The organism is Acinetobacter sp. ANC 4218 (genome assembly GCF_002135245.1).
Lineage (GTDB): Bacteria > Pseudomonadota > Gammaproteobacteria > Pseudomonadales > Moraxellaceae > Acinetobacter.
Genome location: NZ_NEGD01000014.1, coordinates 66292 through 88334 on the forward strand (window position 1 = coordinate 66292; position 22043 = coordinate 88334).

At 40.1% G+C, this 22043-nt stretch carries 34 protein-coding genes and 1 pseudogene; 31 read left to right on the plus strand and 4 right to left on the minus strand.

The genetic code is table 11. The annotated features are described in order from the left end of the window. Positions 1–43: 43 nt before the first annotated feature. Both B9T38_RS13620 and B9T38_RS13625 read right to left on the minus strand, forming a co-directional pair. Complete coding sequence (locus tag B9T38_RS13620; RefSeq protein ID WP_086197312.1) at positions 44–259, minus strand: KTSC domain-containing protein; 216 nt, start codon at positions 257–259, stop codon at positions 44–46. A gap of 33 nt (positions 260–292) precedes the next feature. Then, positions 293–982: a LexA family protein gene (locus B9T38_RS13625; RefSeq protein ID WP_086197313.1), complete on the minus strand. Its 690-nt coding sequence runs from the start codon at positions 980–982 to the stop codon at positions 293–295. A 115-nt stretch (positions 983–1097) separates the two neighbouring features. Here B9T38_RS13625 and B9T38_RS13630 point away from each other — a divergent pair, with 115 nt between their 5' ends. The 10 genes from B9T38_RS13630 to B9T38_RS13675 all read left to right on the plus strand — a co-directional run bounded on the left by B9T38_RS13630 (position 1098) and on the right by B9T38_RS13675 (position 5422). Beyond that, on the plus strand, positions 1098–1274 hold the full coding sequence (locus B9T38_RS13630) for a Cro/CI family transcriptional regulator (protein WP_086197314.1): 177 nt from the start codon (positions 1098–1100) through the stop codon (positions 1272–1274). Positions 1275–1332: 58 nt separating this feature from the next. After that, a complete protein-coding gene (locus tag B9T38_RS13635) occupies positions 1333–1833 on the plus strand; it encodes a phage regulatory CII family protein (protein WP_086197315.1) in 501 nt (166 codons plus the stop codon). Positions 1834–1882: 49 nt separating this feature from the next. Next, positions 1883–2182, plus strand: a complete 300-nt coding sequence (locus B9T38_RS13640) for a hypothetical protein (protein WP_086197316.1) — start codon at positions 1883–1885, stop codon at positions 2180–2182. Further along, positions 2179–2481: a hypothetical protein gene (locus tag B9T38_RS13645; RefSeq protein WP_086197317.1), complete on the plus strand. Its 303-nt coding sequence runs from the start codon at positions 2179–2181 to the stop codon at positions 2479–2481. Before B9T38_RS13640 ends, B9T38_RS13645 begins: the two co-directional genes overlap by 4 nt. A 2-nt stretch (positions 2482–2483) precedes the next feature. Next, positions 2484–3437 (plus strand): helix-turn-helix domain-containing protein, encoded by a 954-nt coding sequence (locus B9T38_RS13650; RefSeq protein WP_086197318.1) that lies wholly within the window; start codon positions 2484–2486, stop codon positions 3435–3437. After that, the gene (locus B9T38_RS13655; RefSeq protein WP_086197319.1) at positions 3434–3694 is read left to right on the plus strand and encodes a helix-turn-helix domain-containing protein; all 261 of its coding nucleotides are present in this window, start codon (positions 3434–3436) and stop codon (positions 3692–3694) included. Before B9T38_RS13650 ends, B9T38_RS13655 begins: the two co-directional genes overlap by 4 nt. After that, positions 3691–4095 (plus strand): putative endonuclease domain-containing protein, encoded by a 405-nt coding sequence (locus tag B9T38_RS13660; RefSeq protein ID WP_086197320.1) that lies wholly within the window; start codon positions 3691–3693, stop codon positions 4093–4095. The genes B9T38_RS13655 and B9T38_RS13660 overlap by 4 nt, the downstream gene beginning before the upstream one ends. After that, positions 4092–4640 carry a hypothetical protein gene (locus tag B9T38_RS13665; RefSeq protein ID WP_086197321.1) on the plus strand — a complete coding sequence of 183 codons (549 nt, stop codon included), beginning with the start codon at positions 4092–4094 and terminating at the stop codon, positions 4638–4640. Before B9T38_RS13660 ends, B9T38_RS13665 begins: the two co-directional genes overlap by 4 nt. 145 nt (positions 4641–4785) lie before the next feature. Next, the gene (locus B9T38_RS13670; RefSeq protein WP_143222720.1) at positions 4786–4983 is read left to right on the plus strand and encodes a hypothetical protein; all 198 of its coding nucleotides are present in this window, start codon (positions 4786–4788) and stop codon (positions 4981–4983) included. Positions 4984–5143: 160 nt separating this feature from the next. Continuing rightward, positions 5144–5422 carry a hypothetical protein gene (locus B9T38_RS13675; RefSeq protein WP_502687119.1) on the plus strand — a complete coding sequence of 93 codons (279 nt, stop codon included), beginning with the start codon at positions 5144–5146 and terminating at the stop codon, positions 5420–5422. Between the two features lie 522 nt (positions 5423–5944). Here B9T38_RS13675 and B9T38_RS13680 read toward each other — a convergent pair. Continuing rightward, positions 5945–6127 carry a hypothetical protein gene (locus B9T38_RS13680; RefSeq protein WP_086197323.1) on the minus strand — a complete coding sequence of 61 codons (183 nt, stop codon included), beginning with the start codon at positions 6125–6127 and terminating at the stop codon, positions 5945–5947. 481 nt (positions 6128–6608) lie between these two features. Here B9T38_RS13680 and B9T38_RS13685 point away from each other — a divergent pair, with 481 nt between their 5' ends. The 21 genes and pseudogenes from B9T38_RS13685 to B9T38_RS13785 all read left to right on the plus strand — a co-directional run bounded on the left by B9T38_RS13685 (position 6609) and on the right by B9T38_RS13785 (position 21626). After that, positions 6609–7001 carry a PM1101 family membrane protein gene (locus tag B9T38_RS13685; RefSeq protein ID WP_086197324.1) on the plus strand — a complete coding sequence of 131 codons (393 nt, stop codon included), beginning with the start codon at positions 6609–6611 and terminating at the stop codon, positions 6999–7001. Between the two features lie 50 nt (positions 7002–7051). Then, complete coding sequence (locus tag B9T38_RS13690) at positions 7052–7489, plus strand: hypothetical protein (RefSeq protein ID WP_086197325.1); 438 nt, start codon at positions 7052–7054, stop codon at positions 7487–7489. Beyond that, positions 7449–8091 (plus strand): annotated as a pseudogene (locus tag B9T38_RS13695) (putative metallopeptidase). Before B9T38_RS13690 ends, B9T38_RS13695 begins: the two are co-directional and overlap by 41 nt. 46 nt (positions 8092–8137) lie before the next feature. Continuing rightward, the gene (locus B9T38_RS13700; RefSeq protein ID WP_086197326.1) at positions 8138–8608 is read left to right on the plus strand and encodes a DUF2280 domain-containing protein; all 471 of its coding nucleotides are present in this window, start codon (positions 8138–8140) and stop codon (positions 8606–8608) included. Beyond that, complete coding sequence (gene terL / locus B9T38_RS13705) at positions 8609–10147, plus strand: phage terminase large subunit (RefSeq protein ID WP_086197327.1); 1539 nt, start codon at positions 8609–8611, stop codon at positions 10145–10147. A gap of 3 nt (positions 10148–10150) precedes the next feature. Continuing rightward, on the plus strand, positions 10151–11647 hold the full coding sequence (locus tag B9T38_RS13710; protein ID WP_086197328.1) for a phage portal protein family protein: 1497 nt from the start codon (positions 10151–10153) through the stop codon (positions 11645–11647). A gap of 183 nt (positions 11648–11830) precedes the next feature. Continuing rightward, a complete protein-coding gene (locus B9T38_RS13715) occupies positions 11831–13036 on the plus strand; it encodes a phage head morphogenesis protein (protein WP_086197329.1) in 1206 nt (401 codons plus the stop codon). A gap of 54 nt (positions 13037–13090) precedes the next feature. Continuing rightward, on the plus strand, positions 13091–13492 hold the full coding sequence (locus B9T38_RS13720; RefSeq protein ID WP_086197330.1) for a hypothetical protein: 402 nt from the start codon (positions 13091–13093) through the stop codon (positions 13490–13492). 55 nt (positions 13493–13547) lie between these two features. Then, positions 13548–14525, plus strand: coding sequence for a hypothetical protein (locus tag B9T38_RS13725; protein ID WP_086197331.1), 978 nt, complete (start codon positions 13548–13550; stop codon positions 14523–14525). Beyond that, complete coding sequence (locus B9T38_RS13730; RefSeq protein ID WP_086197332.1) at positions 14525–14908, plus strand: hypothetical protein; 384 nt, start codon at positions 14525–14527, stop codon at positions 14906–14908. The genes B9T38_RS13725 and B9T38_RS13730 overlap by 1 nt, the downstream gene beginning before the upstream one ends. Positions 14909–14911: 3 nt before the next feature. Next, the gene (locus B9T38_RS13735; protein ID WP_086197333.1) at positions 14912–15985 is read left to right on the plus strand and encodes a major capsid protein; all 1074 of its coding nucleotides are present in this window, start codon (positions 14912–14914) and stop codon (positions 15983–15985) included. 11 nt (positions 15986–15996) lie between these two features. After that, complete coding sequence (locus B9T38_RS13740; RefSeq protein WP_086197334.1) at positions 15997–16272, plus strand: hypothetical protein; 276 nt, start codon at positions 15997–15999, stop codon at positions 16270–16272. Between the two features lie 7 nt (positions 16273–16279). Then, positions 16280–16720 (plus strand): phage protein Gp36 family protein, encoded by a 441-nt coding sequence (locus B9T38_RS13745; RefSeq protein ID WP_086197335.1) that lies wholly within the window; start codon positions 16280–16282, stop codon positions 16718–16720. A 55-nt stretch (positions 16721–16775) separates the two neighbouring features. Further along, a complete protein-coding gene (locus B9T38_RS13750) occupies positions 16776–17276 on the plus strand; it encodes a phage virion morphogenesis family protein (RefSeq protein WP_251992247.1) in 501 nt (166 codons plus the stop codon). Then, positions 17269–17721 carry a phage tail terminator protein gene (locus B9T38_RS13755; protein WP_086197337.1) on the plus strand — a complete coding sequence of 151 codons (453 nt, stop codon included), beginning with the start codon at positions 17269–17271 and terminating at the stop codon, positions 17719–17721. The genes B9T38_RS13750 and B9T38_RS13755 overlap by 8 nt, the downstream gene beginning before the upstream one ends. Positions 17722–17725: 4 nt before the next feature. Then, a complete protein-coding gene (locus B9T38_RS16805; protein WP_171263247.1) occupies positions 17726–17899 on the plus strand; it encodes a hypothetical protein in 174 nt (57 codons plus the stop codon). Continuing rightward, on the plus strand, positions 17899–18642 hold the full coding sequence (locus B9T38_RS13765; RefSeq protein ID WP_086197339.1) for a phage tail tube protein: 744 nt from the start codon (positions 17899–17901) through the stop codon (positions 18640–18642). The genes B9T38_RS16805 and B9T38_RS13765 overlap by 1 nt, the downstream gene beginning before the upstream one ends. A 189-nt stretch (positions 18643–18831) precedes the next feature. Next, complete coding sequence (locus B9T38_RS13770; RefSeq protein ID WP_086197340.1) at positions 18832–20016, plus strand: hypothetical protein; 1185 nt, start codon at positions 18832–18834, stop codon at positions 20014–20016. Between the two features lie 93 nt (positions 20017–20109). Continuing rightward, complete coding sequence (locus tag B9T38_RS13775; protein ID WP_086197341.1) at positions 20110–20676, plus strand: hypothetical protein; 567 nt, start codon at positions 20110–20112, stop codon at positions 20674–20676. Positions 20677–20736: 60 nt separating this feature from the next. Then, the gene (locus tag B9T38_RS13780; protein ID WP_086197342.1) at positions 20737–21018 is read left to right on the plus strand and encodes a hypothetical protein; all 282 of its coding nucleotides are present in this window, start codon (positions 20737–20739) and stop codon (positions 21016–21018) included. A 254-nt stretch (positions 21019–21272) separates the two neighbouring features. Then, entirely contained in the window at positions 21273–21626 is a 354-nt protein-coding gene (locus tag B9T38_RS13785; RefSeq protein ID WP_086197343.1) for a hypothetical protein, read from the plus strand. A gap of 49 nt (positions 21627–21675) precedes the next feature. Here B9T38_RS13785 and B9T38_RS13790 read toward each other — a convergent pair whose 3' ends face one another. Next, positions 21676–21972 carry an XRE family transcriptional regulator gene (locus B9T38_RS13790; protein ID WP_086197344.1) on the minus strand — a complete coding sequence of 99 codons (297 nt, stop codon included), beginning with the start codon at positions 21970–21972 and terminating at the stop codon, positions 21676–21678. Between the last annotated feature and the right edge of the window lie 71 nt (positions 21973–22043).

A 22043-nucleotide genomic window follows, 5' to 3' on the forward strand; every position in this document is an offset into this window, starting at 1 on the left:
AACCCTACAACCCTACAACCTTACCGATCCAATTTCTATTTACCTAAATAAAAAGCTGAATACGTTTAAACTTTTTATTCGCTTCTATTTCAGTTTTATAGAATTTATCTTTATCTTCAGAATCTATAAATTTAGCAAAAGTACTTGATTCAAGAAGGCGATAAAGAAACCTTTCACCGGTCTTAAGCACTACTGTCAGTAGGTAGTGCTGATAAAGCACATGGCTGATCTTGCGGGAATTTATTTCAATTGTTTGCATTCATAATGCCCCAAGTCACCGGTGACTTACTTTTTAAATTTTTCTATATAAGCCAACAACTTTACCAACTAAACGACAGTCTTCCGTAAGCTTGATAATCTGTTCTGGCCAATTTGGATTGAGTGGTTGTAAATATTTCTCACCACCTTCAATAATCAGTTTTTTGAATGTTGCTTCGGATTCACCAGTACAAGAAATAATAACTAAATCATCTGTTTGTAGATCAAAAGTTTGTATATCTGGATTTACATAGATACGGTCTTCAGGTTCAAACTTTGGTGACATGGATACACCTTTAACAACAAGACCATATCCATTTTTTCCACAATCTTTATTGGGTGGGAGCCACTCTTCAAACTGGGTATCTGCAGGAATTGATTCAACTGTAGTCCACGATCCAGCCTGCACCCAAGAAATAACAGGAATAGGGCGACCTTCAAGGCTTATTTTTTGTGATAGATCTACATTGTTATCAAGCTTATGGTTTTCCAAAACCATTGGGGCTTTTTCACCAGCCAACCATCTTGAGTTAACTTTCAAGTAAGTAGCTGCCTTTAAGAGATTTGACCCCTCAAGCTCCTGTGTTGGACCCTTAAACCACAAACCAACATTAACCTTACTAACACCCACAAAGTTGGCTAATTCAGTATTTTTGAATTTTTTACCAGTCACGCTTTCGTAGTGTGCTTTTGCCTGGGCCATTCTTTCCTGAAGGGTGCTCATAAGTAAATCCTATTATTTTTTGTAAAGTTAGCTTAACTTTTTTAAAGTAAAGTTTGCTTGTGTTTTTAAAGTAAAGTATTCTTAACTTAATTAAGTAAACTTAACGGAATCGAATATGCGAATTGAGATGAAAACAAGTGATGTTTTGGCTCGATTTAATGCACCTAAAGTAGCTCAAACATTAAAAATTACTCGCCAAGCTGTTTATCAGTGGGGTGAATTGGTTCCTGAGAAATCAGCATTCAAGCTTTTGGCAGCAGATCCAAGTATCCCACATCAAAAAGTAGCTTGAGCCAATTATCCCTCGGTCAATGTTTTAAAGAAACGTGAAAGAAAACAAGGATTTCACAATGCAAGAAATATCACTTAGCCGGGAAGCTCAAACGGCTATTTTTAAAATGATCAACCAAACCAAAGGAATTTCACCGAAAGACATTTCCGAGGTTACTGGTGACTCACACAACACGATTTGCAACTACGGAAACGTGGGTATGCCTAATCATCTACCGAGTTTAAAAAAGCTCGAAACAATCATGATGTACACACGAAACCCTGAGATTTTAAAAGTATGGGCACATCAGTTGGGCTATGCACTGGTCCCAGTGAACTGTGATTCAAGCAAGCATCATGAGTTATCAATTTTTGAAGCGATGATGCTGTCGAATATCACAAATGGAAAGGCAAATAAGGCTGTCTATGATGCGTATGAGGATGGGATGGTAACACCTGCTGAGTACGAAGAAATACATGCGCTCACACAGGGGTTAACAGAGTTGATCGCCGCCGTGGATCAAGCAGCACTTAAGCAAATGAAGAAATACACATCAAGCTTAGAAATGGAAAAAGCCTGATCTTGGGGATCAGGCTTAGTCAATTCAAAACACTTGCGGAGTTTTAAATATGCAAACAAATTTACCACAACACCCATGCGCTAACAAGTGCAGCGAATTTAAAGAAGAGCAGTGCGGGCATTGCTTGATTTCAGAATCAGATTTTTTGGCCGGTGATACGGTTGTTTTTATTGATGCATTCAAGCCAGGTCACTTGATGACTGTGCATAAGGTTCAAGGTAAGGGCTTATTGCTGGATGGAAACAGAAGCTTTGCATTAATCCACATGATCCGTCATGCAAACGTGGCGGAGTTGGGTGCTAAAAGACGTCTTACGTTGACTGAGCAAGCTTTGGCGGAGGTTCCATGATCTCCAACAAGGTAATTAAGAAAATGCCTGAGCATAAGCAGGTGCAGGGCATTCAATCATTTTATGAACCTGCTTTACTTGTGCTGAATGAAATCCATGAACAAAAGAAATTAAGCCTTCGCAAAAAGGGCTATGACGAAAACAACGCCGCCGTTACCAAAATTGAATTATCCCAGTTAATGGCCCGGAGATTTCGCATCACCATTTATCTGGCTGATCAGATCGTATCAAGCCTGGTGAAGTCGAATTCAGTTGAATCATTTGGTGGTTATGTGAAGCCAAAAGTAGTAGAGGTTTAGTTATGAGCTTAGATGCCAGCAAATGGGCATGGAGTGTAGAAATACCCACTAAAAAAGGTGGGGCTTTGAAACCGCTCAAGAAATTAGTGCTGCTATCACTTGCGGACCGGGCTGGTGAAGATCACTGTGCTTATCCAAGCATGTCTCGATTGGTGGATGACACAGAAATGGACCGTAAAACCGTTTTAAAGATCATCGATGAGCTGATTGACGATGGATTAATTGCAGATACTGGTGAGCGAAAAGGGAAAACCAAACAGGTCAAAGTGTATCAATTGGTTGGGGTAAATGGCCGTGAAACAGTACCAACAATGGAACCATTAAAAGATCAAAAAGCCGATTTAAAGAGTACCAACAATGGAACAGTACCAACAACGGAACAGTTCCAACAATTCCATGAAAGGGTCCCAACAATTCCGTTAAAGGGTCCCAACGTTGGGACACGGAATCTACCAAAGAACCTACCAGAAGAATCTAAAAATAAAAAAGACTGGTTTTGCTTTAAAAAACTTCGTGAAGAAATTTATCTGGCTGATGACAGCATCGATTTTGAATCCATCATGAATTCGAAATGGGCTGAACGTGAAAAACGAGCATTCGAGAATTACAACGCTGAAAAACCCATGAGTGATGATCTGATGATTTATCACTTTGCTGACTGGTTGATTAACGCCTACAGAACCAAGTATTCGAATACTCAAAATCCAACTTCTGGAAAACCTGCAGGTACCGGAGGTAAATCTCAGCAACTTTCTGAAAAACAGATTCACACCTTCGCTCAAAAACTTTCACAACATCCTGAGTTCTCAAGCAAGTTCTCTGAACCGGGTGAGTCCTATGAAAAACTCGCTGCACGTATTGCCGTGAAACTTGAAGATCCAGCACAAGCCAAAAAATGGGAACCGTATTTGAAACAGGTTGGGTTCAATGGATCACTCCCTGGAGCTGCAGCATGACGGATGCAGAGCGCACCTACACGAACTTGATGATCTTCAAAACCATGGCATCAACCAAAGGCCGTATCTCTGTTAAGCAAATCCATGCAGCAATAGAGCCAAACATGGGGATTTCAATTCGCAGCCTGCAGCGTTATCTCAATGGCCTGGTTCACTGGGGATTGGTGGCAAAGGATGGTGAAACACCACAGGGATTTACTCTAACTGATCATGCAAAACAGCTTTTTGCAGAGTTGGCCAGTGGGGCAGATGCATGACCAGCTACTCAATTGCTGAATACAAGAAAATGATTGGGACACCTAAACGAGGCTCTAAGCGTCCTAAGGTCAAGAATGAGAAAGTACCGAATGAGTTTGAAGCAAAGTTGGCCAGGGAGTTAAGGGCCTTAAAAATCAACTTTGAACAGGAATATCAGTTTCACCCAAAACGAAAATGGAGAGCTGATTTCCACCTGGTAGGAAAAATGATTTTGGTTGAGGTGGAGGGTGGGATCTGGAGTGGTGGCAGGCATACAAGAGGTAAGGGATACATCGGGGATATGGAGAAATACAACGCTGCAACAATGATGGGTTATCAGGTTATACGGTTTAGTACAGAGCAAGTGAAATCGGGTTTAGCGGTTCAGCAGATAGAGAAGATGGTTGGAGATTTGGGATGAATGCAGCGGCGGAAAAGTTTGAACAATTTGAATGGTTGACTCATGGCATCTCTGCTAAGTCGCCGAATTTTGAACCAAATGTGCGTGGCACTGGGGAGAAGCCATTGAATTATGAAGATCGCTTGGGTGCTATTGCATCTATGGAAACGCAGTTGGCTAAATCAGTTACAGCCTTGATTGTGTTTGAAGGTAAGTCGGAAAGTGATTATGAATTTGTGCGTAATCACCTGGCTAAAATTATGATGAATGAAGCCCATAAAGATAAGAAGCGCGAACCTGAGCATATTGCGATTTATCACATGGCATGGCTGGTAGCTCGAATGGTGATTGATTTTGCTTTAGATCCAAGCCTAGAGGCTGATTACACGGCTCAAGGTCGTTTGGGTTATGCTGGATTTAAAAATAAGATGAGCGTCGATGCTTATCGAGTGACTTGGAAGCCATATGAAAACCTGATGAGTATAGCCATTGAATCAGCAATCAATGAGGCATCCAAAGCAATAGAAAAGTATAAGAAAAATACTTACAAAGAAATGAAAGCATAGGTATTTCGTTTTAACGAAGACTAAGGTATAGTTTTACTATACTGGTCGTATTACGGTTATCCGAGACCAAGTGTTAAAAAGCTCGCCAAAAGGTGGGCTTTTTTGCTATATGTACATCTCTAAAATAAAAAAGAGAATAGTTCTAATGACCACTAGAGATGAATTAATCAAAAAAATTGAAGAAGATAAACAACTTTATGGTATTGAGTCCTACGAGATAGTGGGTCGTTCAATATCTATTAAAACTAAAAAAGGATTTGAGGAAGTTGCAACAGTATATATTGCTGAGTTAAATGGTCAGTTCCCTGATCTAATAAATTGTGGAAACGCAACCTCAGATTAAACCACCTTCGTGTGGTTTTTTAATGCCCTGAGAAATGTCATGTGTAAGCAATATCAGGGCACCCAGATTTTTTTGATCACAAATTTATATAAAAAATTAACAACACATAAAGATGGCACTTCTATAATTCTTTGGAAAAAAATAAAAAGAGTTATTGGAAATGTCTAAAATTTTTATATTAAAAGAAGTAAAAGCTATAAGTCGTTGCGGTATGAAGATAGTGGTAGAGCAGGTATTTGAAAAGGTTTTCAATGAATATGGAAGAAACCCTATATGTGTGCCTTTACCTCAAATAGTGATTAATGAAAATGTGATTAGTTTAGATGGCGAAAACACTTTTATTCATCCTGGAACAAAAAAAGAGTTTAGAGTGACAAGAGGTGAAGTCATCTTTAAATCAAAATTGCCATACCTTAAAAAGAAAAATAACCCAAAGTAGACAAGTGAAAACAGTTCCTGTGCATTCTCTATACTCTGTTAATCAGAGTAGAGTGGTATATTTTTTTTGCTCCAAAGAGAAAGTGCAATAAAAATAAAAAAGATGACACCCCATATTAGCCCGCTTAATACCATCCCCGGTTAAGCGGGCTTTTTTAATATTTGATACATCATTAATTAAGTTTTTCTAATATTTTGATTTAATTATCACTATTTTAATTTTTGGTATATTTCGCCACTGAAAAATACTTGAATGGTGTAGAAAATAGCCAATAGAAACTGCTGTAAGTTTCTGAATGACCCTCCAAAGTCATTGTTTATAAGCCCACCTCACTTTCCTTGAGTGGGCTTTTTTTATTCGGAGAAAACAGATGCTCCATTTTTTACGTAAGTTATTTTGTTTTCATGCATTCGATTACGAGTCAGACATATTTGCTGAGGTCGAATGTCGCAAGTGTGGAAAACTGTTAGATAAGCAATAGCAAAAAAACTTATGGAATGAGTCCTTTATTGTTTGAAATGCCTACTTAAAAAATGGATCGCTATCGATGGATTTTATTTCTAGATAAGTTAAAAGTGCGGCCAAGGCAAGCAAAGCCCCAAGTATTGCAAATAACATGTCTTTAGAAATGATTAATATAGCAAAGCACCCTAAGCTTGAGATTGTAAGAAACATTAAAAGTGCCCAAAAAATATACTTTTTCATGGTGGATTTCTTTATTTTTGAAAATTGTGTGAATAATATAACAAAAAGTAAAATTTTGGTTTAAATAAATATCAAATATTGATTGATAAATGTATAATTGTTCACAGAAACTGCTATAGTTTCTAAATGACTCCCTAAGGTCATTGTTTACAAGCCCACATCGTATTCCCTAATGTGGGCTTTTTTTTGCATGGAGAAAAGTAATGCTCCGATTCTTAATGTGTTTATTCGGCCTACATGGTGCGACAGAAATCGATTACACAGTTGATGATGAAGAAATCAAAGTGTGTCGTGATTGCTTGAAAGAAATTCAATAGCCTTTCTCTACATTTCCTTTGTTACTTGCCGGACGTATTACGGCATATAAAACCCCGCTACATACTAGATATTGGCGGGGTTTTTCTTTATCTGAGATAAGAAAGTGCTAAAGTCTTACTGTATATTAGACCATGAAAATTAATAGATTTTTATTCGAGGGTTTATGTCTCAGGTAGTGGTAACAACAAAAGAGCAATTAAAGCGCGCTGTTCAGAATAAAGAAGAAGATATTTTATTACAGGGTGAGGTACTAAAATATTACAAGGCTGCATCGAAACTAAAAACTGTAGGGAAAATCTCCCTTGGAATTGCGGTTGCTGGGGCTGTAGCAGCTCCGTTTACTGCTGGTTTCTCAGGTTTGGCAACTTTAGGTGCAATGGGCGCGGTCGCTACAGCAGCAGCATCAGTTTCTTTATCAACAGCAGCTTTAATCACATTTATTGTCTTCATGGGGGTAGGGCTATTGTTTGCAATATTTAATGATTATGAAGAAATTGAAGTCGAAGCTGGCCCTAAAGGCATTAAATTGAAACTCAAGAAAAGCAAGAGAAAATAAGTTCATGTCTGCATAACCTCCTCCTGGAGGTTTTTTAATGGGCGCAATTTATGGATATAGATGATTATTTTTGGAAAACCAAGAAACGCCCGCATAAAACTAAGCCACGTACTAAGCCATTACCTAAAGCAAAAGAAAAATACTTAGAGGCAGAAGAAACTCTATTTCAGGAATTAGAAGAGTATCGAATTGGTTATCGTCGGAAGTTTCAATTTGAATCAACCAGAAATTGGCGGTTTGATTTTTATATTGTGAAGTTGAATCTTCTTATAGAAATCGCAGGTAGCCCATGGTCGGTTGGTCGTGGTGGAAAAAAGATAGCAAACGCATTTAATAAGTATGACCTGGCTGAAGATATGGGTTACAAGATTCAGCGTTTTGAGCCACATGCAATTGAATCAGGTTATGTGATCAATTGGATTCGAAACCAGTTAGAGAGATTAGAAGATGGACCAGTTCAGACCATTCCCGCCGACAGATCTGATTGATCGTGCAGAAGAGCAAGAAGCAATTTTATTGGCACCAGCCGTGGAATTAAAAGAATGGGTAGTTAAAAACTGGCTGACTATTGGTGGTGAACTCCATAACCCGGATCATGATCACATTGCTGAGCTGCTACATGATGATGAAACATTCCTGGCATTTGCTTGGGCATCATCGGCCGCCGTAGCTAAAAAACGCATGGTGCTGGGCCAATGTGAAAAAGTCATGTTCAACCAGGGCGGATGGAAGAAAGCACGGCAGGAACAGCAGATGCGTGACTGGTTTGGTTTTGTGCCGGTATACCTCATTACTGTGGATGCAGCATATTGTGAGCAAACTTCAGATCGTGAGTTTTGCCGTCTAATTGAACATGAGCTTTATCACATCGGCGTTGAACGTGATGCAGATGGCGAGATCATCTATAGCGATATGACTGGTCTACCTAAGCACTACCTTGCTGGTCATGATGTGGAAGTGTTCTTTGGTGAGACAAAACGGTGGGGTGCTGATGAGTCAGTAAAACGACTTTTGGAAATCGCCAAGAATGCGCCGTTTCGTATCTGAAACTAATATTGCCGCGTGTTGTGGGAACTGTGTGATTGGTTAAATTTTTTTGCCCACTTTCCTTGATATTCCTTGATGGATGGTGATTTATGGCAAGGCTTAAAAAAGCAGAAAAAATCTTTATAGTTCGGTCGCTTGCGCAGTTTATGCCTATCTCTGATGTGGTGAGGGATATCAAGGAAAAATTTAATGTAGATGTCTCTCCTCAACAGGTGGAATATTACGACCCAACGAAAGCAGCTAGCGCAGATCTAGCACAGGAATTTATTGATCTATTCAATGAGGCGCGTAAGGAATACATTGAACAGCCACTTCACAATATTGAAGGTGCAAACGATATTGTTCAGTTGAAAATTCTCAGCGATCTATTGGTATCCAAAAAAGGCAACGTAGTGATGGCAATCAAATTGATTGATCAGATGCAGAAGATTGTCAAAGGCCATTATGAAAAGAAAATAGAAATCACTGGTAAGGATGGTGGGCCACTACAGACCACCACTATTCAAGCAACCCAAGAGCAAGTCAATGAAGCCGTAAGGAAAGCCCAAGAGGAATACTAAATGGATCTGCAAACACAGGTTGAGAAAAAGCTGTGTGAAGATGAGCATTTATATTTCACCCGGCGGTTCTTTAAGCCCCGCATGGGCTTTAAGTTTATGGTTAATTGGCACCACGTTTATATCTCATGGATTATCGATCAGGTTATTGCTGGAAAGATTGATAACGTTGTAATCAATGTTCCACCAGGTGCAGGTAAAACTGAATTAACGACAAACTTGATACCGCGTGGTTTGGCTCTTAATGCTCGCTCCAAGTTTCTGTATTTATCGTTCTCCCAATCACTGGTTGAGGGTGTATCAGATACAGCACGTGACATTGTGAAATCGAAAGACTTTACCCAGATGTGGGGTTTATCGGTATCCAATAGTACTGACTCAAAGAAAGAGTGGAAAATTACAGTTGATGATCACGATGTTGGGCATGTGTATGTTGCATCGATGGGTGGTCAGGTAACAGGTAGACGCGCAGGGACGCTGGCAGACGATGGCTTTACCGGTTGTATCATCATTGATGACCCGTTAAAGCCGGAAGATGCCTTTAGTAAGATCAAGCGTGATTCAGCAAACCGTAAGATTCTGAATACGGTGAACTCCCGAAAGGCCAAGTCAGATACACCTATCATCATGATTATGCAGCGCCTGCATGTCGAGGATCCAACTCACTTTGTAATGACTGGCAACTTACCTGGTGATTGGGAGCAAGTTTCTATTCCTGCATTAATTGATGAAGCTTATATCAATACTTTGCCTGAACACATTCAAAAGTTGGTACCAAGAGATGTTGAGCGTGATGAAAAGGGCCGACAAAGCTACTGGCCAAAAAAGGAAACGCTGAAATCATTACTGCAGCTTGAAAAAGGTGGCCAAGATAAAGAGGGTGCAACGGTATCGCGTTATACGTTCTCAAGCCAATATATGCAGCAACCTAAGAAATTAGGTGGTGACCTCATCAAGGCGGAATGGTTCGGAACATACAAAGAGTTACCGCCATTGCAGTGGCGTGCGATTTATGTCGATACAGCGCAGAAGGTTAAAGAGCATAACGACTTTACTGTGTTCTTGCTGGCCGGTCTCGGCATTGATGGGAAGCTTTACCTGATTGATCTTTTGCGGGGTAAATGGGAAGCGCCAGAGATGAACAGGCAGGCAAAGGCATTTATCGATAAGCATAAAGATTATACCTATGAGCTCCGTCCAATCCGTTGGATGAAGGTTGAAGATAAGGCTCATGGTACACAGTTGATTCAAAACTTAGGCACTTATTTTGGTGTTCCTGTGCTTCCCGTACAGCGTAACATCGATAAGTTAACTCGCTTTATGGATATCCAGGTACCACTGGAAAATGACTTTGAAAATAATCCTGATGACCGTTTTGTGATGCTTCCAGTCAATGCGCCGTGGGTTGCTCCATTTATTGAAGAGTGTGAGTCGTTTAATGCAGCCATGACGCAGGATCATGACGACCAGGTAGATACCTTGATTGATGCAGTTGAGGAAGCAACGGTGATGCAAAACTATCAGGAACCAATGACAGGTTAATTTATGGCTAAGAAAGAAAAATCTAAGAAAGAAAATAACCCTCAACAAGAAGTTGGGGGTTATTTGTATTCGCAGCAGGCTGAAACTGCTTTCATGAATTTCTTAACCCGCATGCCTGATTTGGATGAGGTGTTAAGAAAAGCTGGAGTGCCTCGTCATCGTTTATTAGTATTGATGTATGACGATGAGATTTATCAATGTGTAGAAAAGCGCCAGGATAAATTAGAGAGTGCACCATTTCGGTTGGAGCCAGCGGAAGGGTTACCTGCTCAAATTCTGCAGAGCGAACTTAAGAAATGGTGGTCTGAGTTGGTGCTTGGGACTCAGGATGCACGTTGGTTTGGCTATTCAGTTCTTGAAGCTGTTTACACTAAACCTGAAAGCCCATCGTTATTCATCGAAGGTCCAAACATTACAACCTTCATCGGTTGGCAATGGGTGGGGAAAAAGCCCATGCAATGGTTTGAACCTAAGAATGATGGACGGCTGATACTGCTGCAGAACTACAATGATCAGCGCCGTGACATTGAGTGCAATCAGCAGTTCAAACACTTCTTAACCCAATGTAAGCCGAGTTTTGAAAACCCATATGGGGAAGCATTATTTAGCCGTCTGTATTGGTTATGGTTCTTTAAGGGTGGAACAACTAAGTTTTGGGCAAAGTTCGTAGAGCGTTTTGGTAATCCTTTGCTGGTTGGTAAATCCAAAATGATTCCAGCGATGTTGAAGACACTATTAAATGCTCATGCTAGCTCAGTCGCATCCATTAATAACGATGAGTCAATAGAGGTATTAAGCGCAGCTTCAAATGGTAATGGTGGATCCGCAGCATTTGAAAGTTTTGATAAAAAGATTGAACGGAGCATTCAAAAACTAATCCTTGGCCAGACATTAACAAGCGGTACAGATGGATCTGGTTCACGTGCTTTAGGTGAAGTTCATTTAGAGGTGCAGAACAATAAAATAGATGCCGATATCCGCATGATCACTTCAACGATTCAAGCCATGCTTGATGCATTATGTGCGTTGAATGGCTGGGAGCGACATTTAATTATTATTGGGGATGAAAAATCTTTAAATGCACCTAAAGCTGACCGTGATGTGAAGTTGAAAAATGCGGGTGCTGAACTCTCTAACCAATACTTTCAGCGTGAGTATGGTTTAGAGGAAGGTGATCTAAAAGATCCTCAGGCAGTACAGCAGTTCAATCAATTCACTGCATTACCGCGCCAGGCATTTAACTTCAAAGCATCTGCCAACAAGTTATCTGCAGCACAGCAGGAAGTAGAAGAGCTGACGGATGGCCAAGGTGATTTGCAGTTATTGACAAATGAGCAGATCCAGCAATTAGCAGCTGAGTCTGAGACACCAGAAGATTTGATATTTAATTTGTCGAAATTAATACCTGGTGCAACTAAGTCGCAATTTACGGCTAATTTAGATCAGGCTTTGTATGCGGCTGATGTGCTGGGGTATGCAATGGCGAAGGATGGGCAGTGATGATTGATAACTCTGACTTAAATAATCTTTTACAAAAAGCCATTGATATGTTTAAGCCTAAATTTGTTGCTCCAAAATGTGAATCATGTAGGCGGAAGTGGCTGCAACTAGGTGGTTACATGCTATGTAGTTGTAATAAATCAACTATTAAGCACAAGCCGCCACGAAAACCATGAGGTGGATATGCAACCAGTCACATTCCTTGAGGCGCTCCAATACGCTCACAGTAAAAAGATTGTACTCCCGGATGAGTTCTATTCAATGGACCTTAAGACTCGGCAGATGGCGACGACAGTCAGCTTCTTATCAAGTCTTGAGCAGATTGAAACGGTCATCAAGGCAGTGAATAAGTCGATTGCTGATGGCGGAACATTTAACGACTTTCAAAAGCTGATTGCTGAATCTGAAATCATCCTGCCAAAGCATTATTTGGACAATGTATTTCGTACCAATATCCAGAATGCTTATGGTCATGGGAGGTGGCAACAACAGCAACGGAATAAGGCTAAACGACCGTATTTGATGTACTCAGCTATCAATGATAGCCGGGTCCGTCCCAGTCATTTGGCTTTGAATCGAATTGTATTGCCGATTGATCATCCGTTTTGGCTGACACATTACCCGCCGTTGGGCTTCCGTTGCCGGTGCACGGTGATTGCTTTGACCGAGAAACAAGCATTGAAATACGGCATTACTCCTGATGATCAGTTGCCAGAAGTAGCTGAGGCTTTGGATTGGAGTTCTCATCCGCTGCAATTCAGTGAGCTTGAATCACTGGTGGATAAAAAGATCATTGCTTCGTCTCTGGATAAGGAATATCTCCTCGAGCAGAAGGAAGCCATTAAGGCCGAGTGGACTGCGAGCAAAAAGCTGACCAGTCTATTTGCTCCGATGGATGATAAGACTCGGGATCTATTCGATACGGTGGCCAATACAGTGATTCCACTTGATCCACAAATCAGGCCAAGTGCGATTCGCACCTTTCTGGACTATGTGCAGGGAAATGATGCGGCATTAACCAGCTATTTAAACTCATCTACAAGCTCACTAGCTGATGATGTGCTTAAGCGTTGGCTAAGTACTGATATGGCAACTATTCAGGCTGTGGCAAGTAACATGACCTCAACCGTGGTGGGTGCTGCAACGCTTCAGCAGGTAGCGGCTTATCAGGTTGGGCAGGCGGTCCAGCTGAATGCGCCGTTGCTGATGACTGATACAGCCTCAGACATTGTGATCAAGATTGAGAATGCTAAAGGCTTGGGTATCGATCTAGATATGCTGAATGCTGGGAACGGTGTTCTATTTCCAATTGGATTGTCTTTTGAAGTGGTTTCGATTGAAGCGGCTGAAGGGCAAATGGTTTATACGCTCAAGCCCTTGTTGAACTAATTTAAAAATGAATATGACCGCCTTCTGGGCGGTTTTTTATTGAGGAAAATAAAAATGCGTGTATCTGGAATCGATGGCATGATCCTTATTGATGTTAAAGAAGGTGTCGAGCTACCCAAATTTATTCGGACTTTAACCATTGAAACAGCGGAAGAAGAACAGGAGTTACGTTTATTTCTAACAGGTGCCTTAAAGGTCGATGAGCGTGGTTGTCGTGCATTAGTGCGCGATTTTGGGGTAAATGCTTTGGCAGTAAACCCAGATGTATCGAATGGAGATGCGCCTTTAGGTTCTGATTCATCTAATGACAGTGGCTTAAAATTCGATTATTCACTGGATGAGAAGCTACGAATTATTGATACATTGGCTTCTGCTCTTAAAAAGGAGAACTCAGTATTCTATGAACACACCAAAGAAACTGAAGAAAAACTCTTAGCATTAATTCGAAGTATTTAAATAATCACAAACATTTAAACCGTCCGAAAGGGCGGTTTTTTTATGGAGCATGAAAATGCCAGATCCAAATGAAAAGCCAAATGAAAAGCCAAAGGATCAGTTTTGCTTTGAGCTTGGTACGTTTGCAGTTGAACAGCCCGTAGAAGGGAAGAAAAAGCGCACATTTACAGGCGTGGCTTACAGTGGAGAGCCGATCGTCGATCACTGGTATTGGGATCGAATCATCTTTGATTTGGATTCTATGCAAATTAAAGGTCGCATTCCTGCACTACTTGAACACTGTTCAAAACAACGTGCAGGTGCAATCAACAGTCACAGCATTAACTACGAGCAAGGCTTGGTGATTTCTGGTGACTTGATGAGTAATGAGTACGGTACTCAGGTTGCTCAAGACTCTGACGATGGCTTTCCATGGCAGATGTCAGTTCGCATTGAACCAAGTTCAGTAGAAGAAATTGCCGCAGACAAAACGGTTCTTGTAAACGGTAAAACACACCAAGGTCCAATTACTGTATTCCGCGGTGGTCGTATTCGTGAAGTGTCTTTCTGTGCTTTGGGTGCGGATGACAACACAAGCGCAGTGGCAGCAAGCCACTCTCCAAAAAACTTTAATCAACCAGAGGACACAGACGTGGACCTAGAACAAGCGAAAGCAAAAATTAAAGAACATGAGCAAACTATTTCAGGTTTGCAGGATCAGGTTAAAAAATTTGCTACAGATAAGCGTAATGCTGATATTGATTCTTTGGCCAAAGCTTTGAACAAAGAGTTTAGTGCTGATGAAAAATCCAAGTTTGCTGTAATGCCAGATGATGCATTTGATCTGATGGCTGGAACACTTAAGCAATTTGCAGCAGGCAACCAACAACCACCAGCTGGCCAACAACCGGCACCACAAACACCAGGTGTGAATCCAGCATATGCACACTTATTCAGTCACCAAGCAAATGGTGGGCAAGGTGGGCAAGCTCCACAAGGATCAGCTTTGGATCAGGCATTCGCCAAATTTGCGGCAGCTCAGGAGTCTAAATAATGGGAACAATTACTCAAACCATTACGACTAATCAATTGGTGGTAGGTGATGGTATTCGCACTGAAAATGCCAAAGTAAAAACAGCAACTGCATACAAACGAGGCGACCTACTTAACGTTGGTGTAAATAATGTGGCTGACCACCCCGTTGTTACCACTGGGGTGGTAGGGGATTGGAACGCGATTGCTGTATCAGATTTCACTGTAGAGCAATCTACATATCACGCCAACAATAACTTAGAAATGCCAATCTACACACAAGGCCCCTTCGATATTGCTGTAGTTACTGTGAACGGAGTTCCATTAACAGCAGATCAATATGATGCAGTACGTGCACAGGCATTGGCTAATAAAATCGAACTTCGTAAAGTTGTGGGGAACTAAGACATGAGTCAAACTTTTACATTTCAAAATGCACCAGTTGAATTGCTGGATGTGCCACAACTAGTGCTACTCACCGATACTACTCAAAAGGTAGATACCTGGTTGATGGACCGCTTTTTCCCTCAACGTGTTTCATACACCAAAAAGGAAGTTCCAGTTGGTGAGCTGAATACAGCAACTCCACTTGCGCCGTTTGTTACTCCGACTGCAGCTGGTCGTCAAATTAAAGTGGGTGAGTCTGGCAATGTGAAATTCGTGAAGCCTGCCTACCTAAAACCGATGATGACGGTTATGCCAAGTGAAGTGCAAAACACTGCTCTTATCGCACGTTTACGTCAGTTTGGAGTGATTGCGACCGGTTCAAATCGTTTATCTGATGCAGACCTGTTGCTTATCGATCAGGCGCAAAAGGCTCTCTATCTGCGCCAATCAATTGAAAACCGAAAGCTATTAATTGCGCGTGATGTACTTCTCTACGGTAAAACGACCTTTGCTTCAGCAGACTTCCCAATGTATGAAGTAGATTACGAGCGTAACCCTGCTTGTAACTTCACTCCATTAGTCAAATGGGGGCAGGCAGGTGCTACACCAGTTAAAGACATGCAGTCGATGATTGATTTATCAGTTGAGCATTCTGGTACATCACCGAATATGGCTTTAACTACCTCTAAAGTATTTAACGTCTTGATGAAGGACCCAGAGTTTAAAGAAAAATTCATTGCTCCTTATGCAGGTATCAGTGTTCCAATCACACCAACTTTTGACCAGGCTGATAAGCCTCAGTTCCGTGGCACAGTGGATAACATTGAAATCTGGACTTATGACGTGAAACACAGCATGGAAGGTGTTGCTGAACGTTTTATTCCGGAAGATTTCTTTGGTTTAGTTTCTGATGCTAATGGCTGGATTGCACATTGTGCGCTTCAAAACGTTGAGGCATTTGGCCAGGCATTAGAATTCTATTTAAGCCAATGGCAAGAAAAGAATCCTTCAAGCATTCAATTATTAGCTGAATCATCTCCACTTGCTGTTCCCAATAACAAGAACGGTTTAGTGGGCGGTCGTGGATTCGTATAAGGGGAATATTGATGCCAAAGTACATTGCAAAACAATCGATCGGACATTTTCGTCCAGGTCAGGAAATTAAAGGGCTTGAAGCTAACCAACTTCAGGCCCTTTTAGCATCTGGGGCTATTGAAGAATATCAAGAGCCTAAGGAGCCTAAAGCGGATGGTACCGTCGAACGGTTGGCTGAGCTGGAAAAGGAAAATGCTGAACTTAAGGCTAAGGTGGCTGAACTTGAAAAGTTGAAGCCTGCGGCAAAGCCTAAAACAGGCGACAAGCCAGCTGACGAAACTAAGTAGGTGAACAATGTACGCTACTCGAAATGACTTGGAGGCGCGTTTCGGTGAGGGTGAACTTCAGCAACTGGAAATAATGCAAACTGTGGGCAATTCGATAGAAGAAGCCCTACAGGATGCTTCAGAGGAAATCGATAGCTACATTGCTGTGAAGTACGTCCTGCCTTTGCCGAGTATCCCCAGCACTTTAAAGCGGATAGCGTGCAATATCGCACGTTACCGACTTTACTTTCAGCAACCGACCGAAGAAGTTGAAAACCGTTATAAGGCGGAAATTGATTTTCTGAAACGGGTAGCTGATGGAAAAGCCACTCTTAATATTTTGAATCCTCAAAATGAAGTCACTGAAGAACAACCAAAAAATAAACCTTCCACCATGCCAATCGGTACCACCTATACAGGCGGTGTATTTGGTGACGATGTTTTGAATATGATGCCAAGCATCAAGTGAGGTCCGTATGGCTGGGGTGCTTATAGAAATTAAGACAGATGAAAATTCCGTCTTAATGGCTTTTTTGAAAAAGCTTAGCGACTTTGAAGACCGAAAGCGTGGATTGTTTGAGGATATTGGCTCAACGGTCACTGAAAATATCCGAGAGCGTTGGACGCGTGGTGAGGGCTTAAATGGTCGTTGGCCATTATCAGTTCGAGTGATGCGTGAAGGTGGTACGACGCTGCGAAAAACATCACGACTAATGAACTCCATTACATACAACGCAACAGATAACGATTTAGAAATCGGAACTGATACTGAGTATGGTGCAATTCATCACTTTGGTGGTGTGATTGATATGCCTGCACGAACACGCACACTGTATTTTCGACAGGATGGTCGCACAGGCTTGGTGGGTAATCGTTTTGTGCGTCAAAGCCGGTCTAATTTTGCTCAAGACGTACAAGCAAAAGCCTATAAGGTGAATATGCCTGAACGTCCTTGGTTGGGTATTACGGACGATGATGCACAAGATATTGTTAACTTGGTAGAAGGAATCATTCTTGATGAATAATTTAGAAGAAGATGATCTTTTTGCGGTTTTGAAAGAGATTGAAGCGCGTCTAACGCCGTTCATGCAGGAATGGGGTGTACTGAAGATATATACGCCGATGAATGTGGGGGCTACCAGTGAGTTGAGTCAAGTAACCCCTAATATTCAAGTGAACTACCGTCGAATGCGAAAAACTGATGAGAAAGCACGTGGCAGAACGGTTGCTTTAGCGCCTCAATGGGAAGTAACAGTGGTGGTGCGTCATGCAGCTTCACAGCTTGATGCAACACAAGCATTTTTGTTAGGTGGTGTGCTGATTAAAAAAGTGATTAAAAAGCTTATAGGCTGGCAACCAAAATCAAGCAATGAGCCTCTAAGCCTTTTAAATATCGATCATGATATTTCAAAAATGTGTCTTTATGTCACGGGTATTTTTGAATCTAAAACCAATGTTACAGCGGATTAAATTTATGAAAAAACAATACAAGGCATTACAGCCCGTCGGTCGCTTTAAAAAAGATGATGTTGTCGGTGGGCTGGATGATGCTCAAATTAAAAAGTTACTGGCAGATGGTGTGATTCAGGAAGTTTCTGAAGCAAAAGTCGCTGCCACCGCCAAGAAAACTACAGGGGATGAAAAGTAATGGCTAATTCAAATGTTATTTCACTTCAGGGTGAACTTCATCTAGCAAAAATGGTTAGCGGTGTACCTGCTGCACTATTACAAGTTGGTAGTACACCAGACCTGAAGATTGCTATTTCTACCGAGTCTACTGACCACTATGAAAGTAAAACTGGCCTTCGTTCAAAGGACGCAGTTTTATATAAGCAGACAGGTGTTGCTATTTCAGGAACAATTGAAGAAGTCACCAAGGAGAATCTAGAGCTAATCCTGAGTGGTAAATCAATTGAAATTCCTGAAGCCCAGCTGACAGATATCTCATTGGGTACTATACAGATTGGTGCCATGATTGATTTAGGTCACCGCAATTTAAGCGAAGTGGCCTTTAAAGACAGTGCAGATGTTGCAATTACTTCAGATAAATATGCACTGGATGCTGTTTACGGCACAGTAGTCTTTAATGAAGCTATTGTGGGTCCAGTAAAATTTTCTGCTAAAGCTGGTGCTAAGACACGTACGACAATTGCCAATAACATTGGGAATGAATATCGAATTCTCTTCAAAGGTATTGATACGCTTACAGGTGACAAGATTGTCATGACGTTATGGCGTGTGAAATTCTCACCAGATACTGAATTTGATCTGATTCATGAAGACTTTGGATCCTATTCAATTGAAGGCGAAGCATTGGCTGATATCTCTAAAGCGAATGATTCTGAACTCAGTGTATTTGGCCACATTGAACGCTTTACTATAGCTGCATAAACAACACAGGCACAAAGAACTCCACGACGCATAAGCGTCTTTTTTTGTGCCTGTTTTTAGACTATGTATTATTGATTTTTATTGACTAAATAAGCTGCTTATATTCTTCATTATCTCTAATGAAAAAGGTATCCCATTCTTTAATGAAATATTGTTTAATTGAATGGTAATAATTTTTGAATCTTTGAAATGACTAGAAGCAGATTTTTTAAAAAAACATACCATTCTAATTATCGAGGTAAAGTATCTGTTGAGGATGCTGTTAAACATCAAACATATCTTGATGATATGAGAAAAGATGCCGTTTTTTATTGTGTAGATCATATTGAAAGTTCAATGATCCCACATAGTATGCTTCATAAAATAATTCAAAAGTTAAAAACGAAGCAAAATGATAGTTTAACTTTGCCACAAAAAGCTTATTTAGTTCGCCACAATCTTAATGCTTTACATAGTTTAGTTGAAGGTAAAATTTCTTTTAATCAATATAAAAAAGAAGTTGTTAATGACAGAATAAAACATCAAGAATACTTAGAAGCAGAAAGATTACGCTTGGAAAAAGTCAGAGAATTAGAACTAATTCAGTTAAAAAAACAACAAGAAAAATTAGCTCAGGAAAGAAAAGTTAGAGAACAAGCTGAACGTGAACGTAGAAAAAAATTGGAATCTGACCCTAAATATATAGAGAGGCAAAAAGAAAAAAATTTAATAAAAAAATATGATATTTATTTCTATGACATAGTCGATAAGCATAGATCGAAGTTAATTAGTATATTGAAATTATTAGATAATAATCAGAGATTATCTGAACAAGATGCTATTTGGTTAAATTCGGAAGGACGACAGTTTTTTACAGAGGAACTTAAGATAAAATTTCATCGTGTAGAAGCTGATTTTTATATTAATGAATATAAGACAACCAAATCACATTGGCATGCTATTAATGCCTCTAGTCAATTAAGAAAAGCTAAAGCAAGTAAAGAGGCTGAAAAGTTTTTAGAAAATACTGAAATCTCACTAAACAAAAATAAAAAATTACTATCAGCTTATTTCACTACATTGGGGGGAGTTAAGAGAGATATCAGAAAAGTCGATACAGCAATAGAATGTGGCGTAAAAGCTCATGAAAATAATTCTCAAGACTACCGACCATGTACTTTATTGGGAGCCATATATATGGAAAACCATGAATATACTCTTGGACATGATTGGTATAGCAAAGCACGTGACCGAGGTGCGCCAGAGAAATCTATAAATGCTGATCTCAGAAGTATTCTATTAAAATTAGATAAATCAAAACGCGTTGAAATGATTACTGCTTTATTAAAGCAAGATTCGTTCTCGTATAGTTGGTTAAAAAATATGGTTAAGTAATTTCAACTCTATTTTGCAAAGAGTCTTAAAAACCCATCTAGCCTCCTCAGGGAGGCATTTTTAATACCTAAAATTTATACCTGAGACTCCATCATGAATGATTTTTTCTTAGCAACGAACCGATCTATCGCAGTGAATGACATTGAAGTCCGCCAGATCCAAATGAAAGACTTTGACACCTGGGCTACACATGCCGAACCAATCAAACAATTCCTAAAAGATAAAAATCATTCAGATGAGGTTTTGACAGAGTTATTTGCAGCTCATGGTGTGCAGGTCATTTCAGCTATTACATGTGTCACTGATCTGGACAACGAATCACTCTTTAAACTTGCTTCAGATGAGCAAAGGTTTAAGGAATTGCTTAATGCTGTTCTGATAGTTAATCAAGCCTATTTCAAATATGAAAAACCAAAACGTGGTGCAAAGAAAGCTCAGGCAGATGAATCCACCTGGTTTGATTCATTTCAGTTCATGGTATCAATGGGGCATCAACATAGTGAAATCATGGAAATGACTTATGGTGCATTTGAGCAATATTTGAAATCAGCTCAGAAAAACCAAAGAAGTCAATTACAGTATTTATCGAGTGTGATCCGGTCAGCACATCATGCCAATGCCAAAGAATTTAAGAAGTTCTTTGAAGAATTGAGGGAATAATATTCGGGTGACTTTTACCAAATGATTAGATATTCTTTGCAAAAACAAAGGGTAAAATTCATGAAAAATATATTTTTAGTGATTATGTTGGCGGTATGTTCATCTGCGTATGCTGTAGATACAAACTCGGTTCGTGGTAGCACTAGTTTTGTAGAGCGAGGATCATCATATAGTCAAATGCTTGATGTACTAGGCAATCCAGAATCTTCATACAATCATGTTATTCATGATCGCAATGGATGGCCACATAAGGCAACATCTTATATTTATCATGTTGATGGCGAAAAATATACGATTACAGTTGTAGATGGGCAGATATATAAAATTAATTGGGAGCGCTGAGTGTGAATCTGAAATATCTTTCAATTGGTGCTCTGGCTGTAATCGTTGCTCTTTTTTATTTCATTAATGAAAGCAATAAAGAAGACAGGGAGAGGATTAAGCAGGCTTAGATTGCTCATCAACAGAAACTGCAAAACGAAAGGCAGGCTGAAGCGGATACTCAAAAAAAGCATGAAATTGAGTTAAGATTAAAGGAGATAGAGAAGAAAAAAATAGAGCGAAATCTTGAGTTAGAAAAATCTCAAAAAATAGCAATGGAACAGCAAGAATATAAACTATTTATGTCTCTGCTAGCCAAGTGGATGTCCCAGGATAATATTACTGGATCTACGGCTCGTATTGCAGCTTCAACCCCGGTTACCGAGTTGAGGAAAATACATGATGAATTAAGGGCTACGAATATTACTGGTTGTTTAAAGGATGCAAAGATCAAGCTTCTAGATGCTATGAATGATGATTTGACAATGTATTTATACTTTATGCAAAACGATGCAAAAGGGAATTTGGAAATCCCAAATTTAAAAATTAGTTACTTAAATAAATTATCCGACTCAATAGATCTATCAACCAATTGTAAAAATAAATTTGGACTTAAGAGCAATTCTTAATAAAAAAGCACCCTAGGGTGCTTTTTTATTACCTAAAATTTAAAAGGATTTATGCAGGAACAAGCCCTACATGAATTTTTTGTCCTAGCGCATTTGCAGCACTTGCAAGTGTGGTCAGTGTAAGGCTGGTGTCTTCCTCATCCAGTAAACGGTTAAGGGATGCGCGGCTAGTCTGCATTTTTGCAGCCATAGCAGTCTTGGTTAGCTTCTGGGCTTTCATTGCTTCAGCTATTTGCCATGCAAGGACGCGCTTGATTGCAACAGCAGTAGCTTCTTCAAGCAAGCCTTCTTCTTGCAAGAAATCATCAAAACTGCTGCCAACATGTTTGTTGTCGAAGTTATTCATCATGATCCCCGCGATTGTTTCAATATTTATTTAATTGTACCAAAAATGATACGTTTCACAAGGGTTTTAAT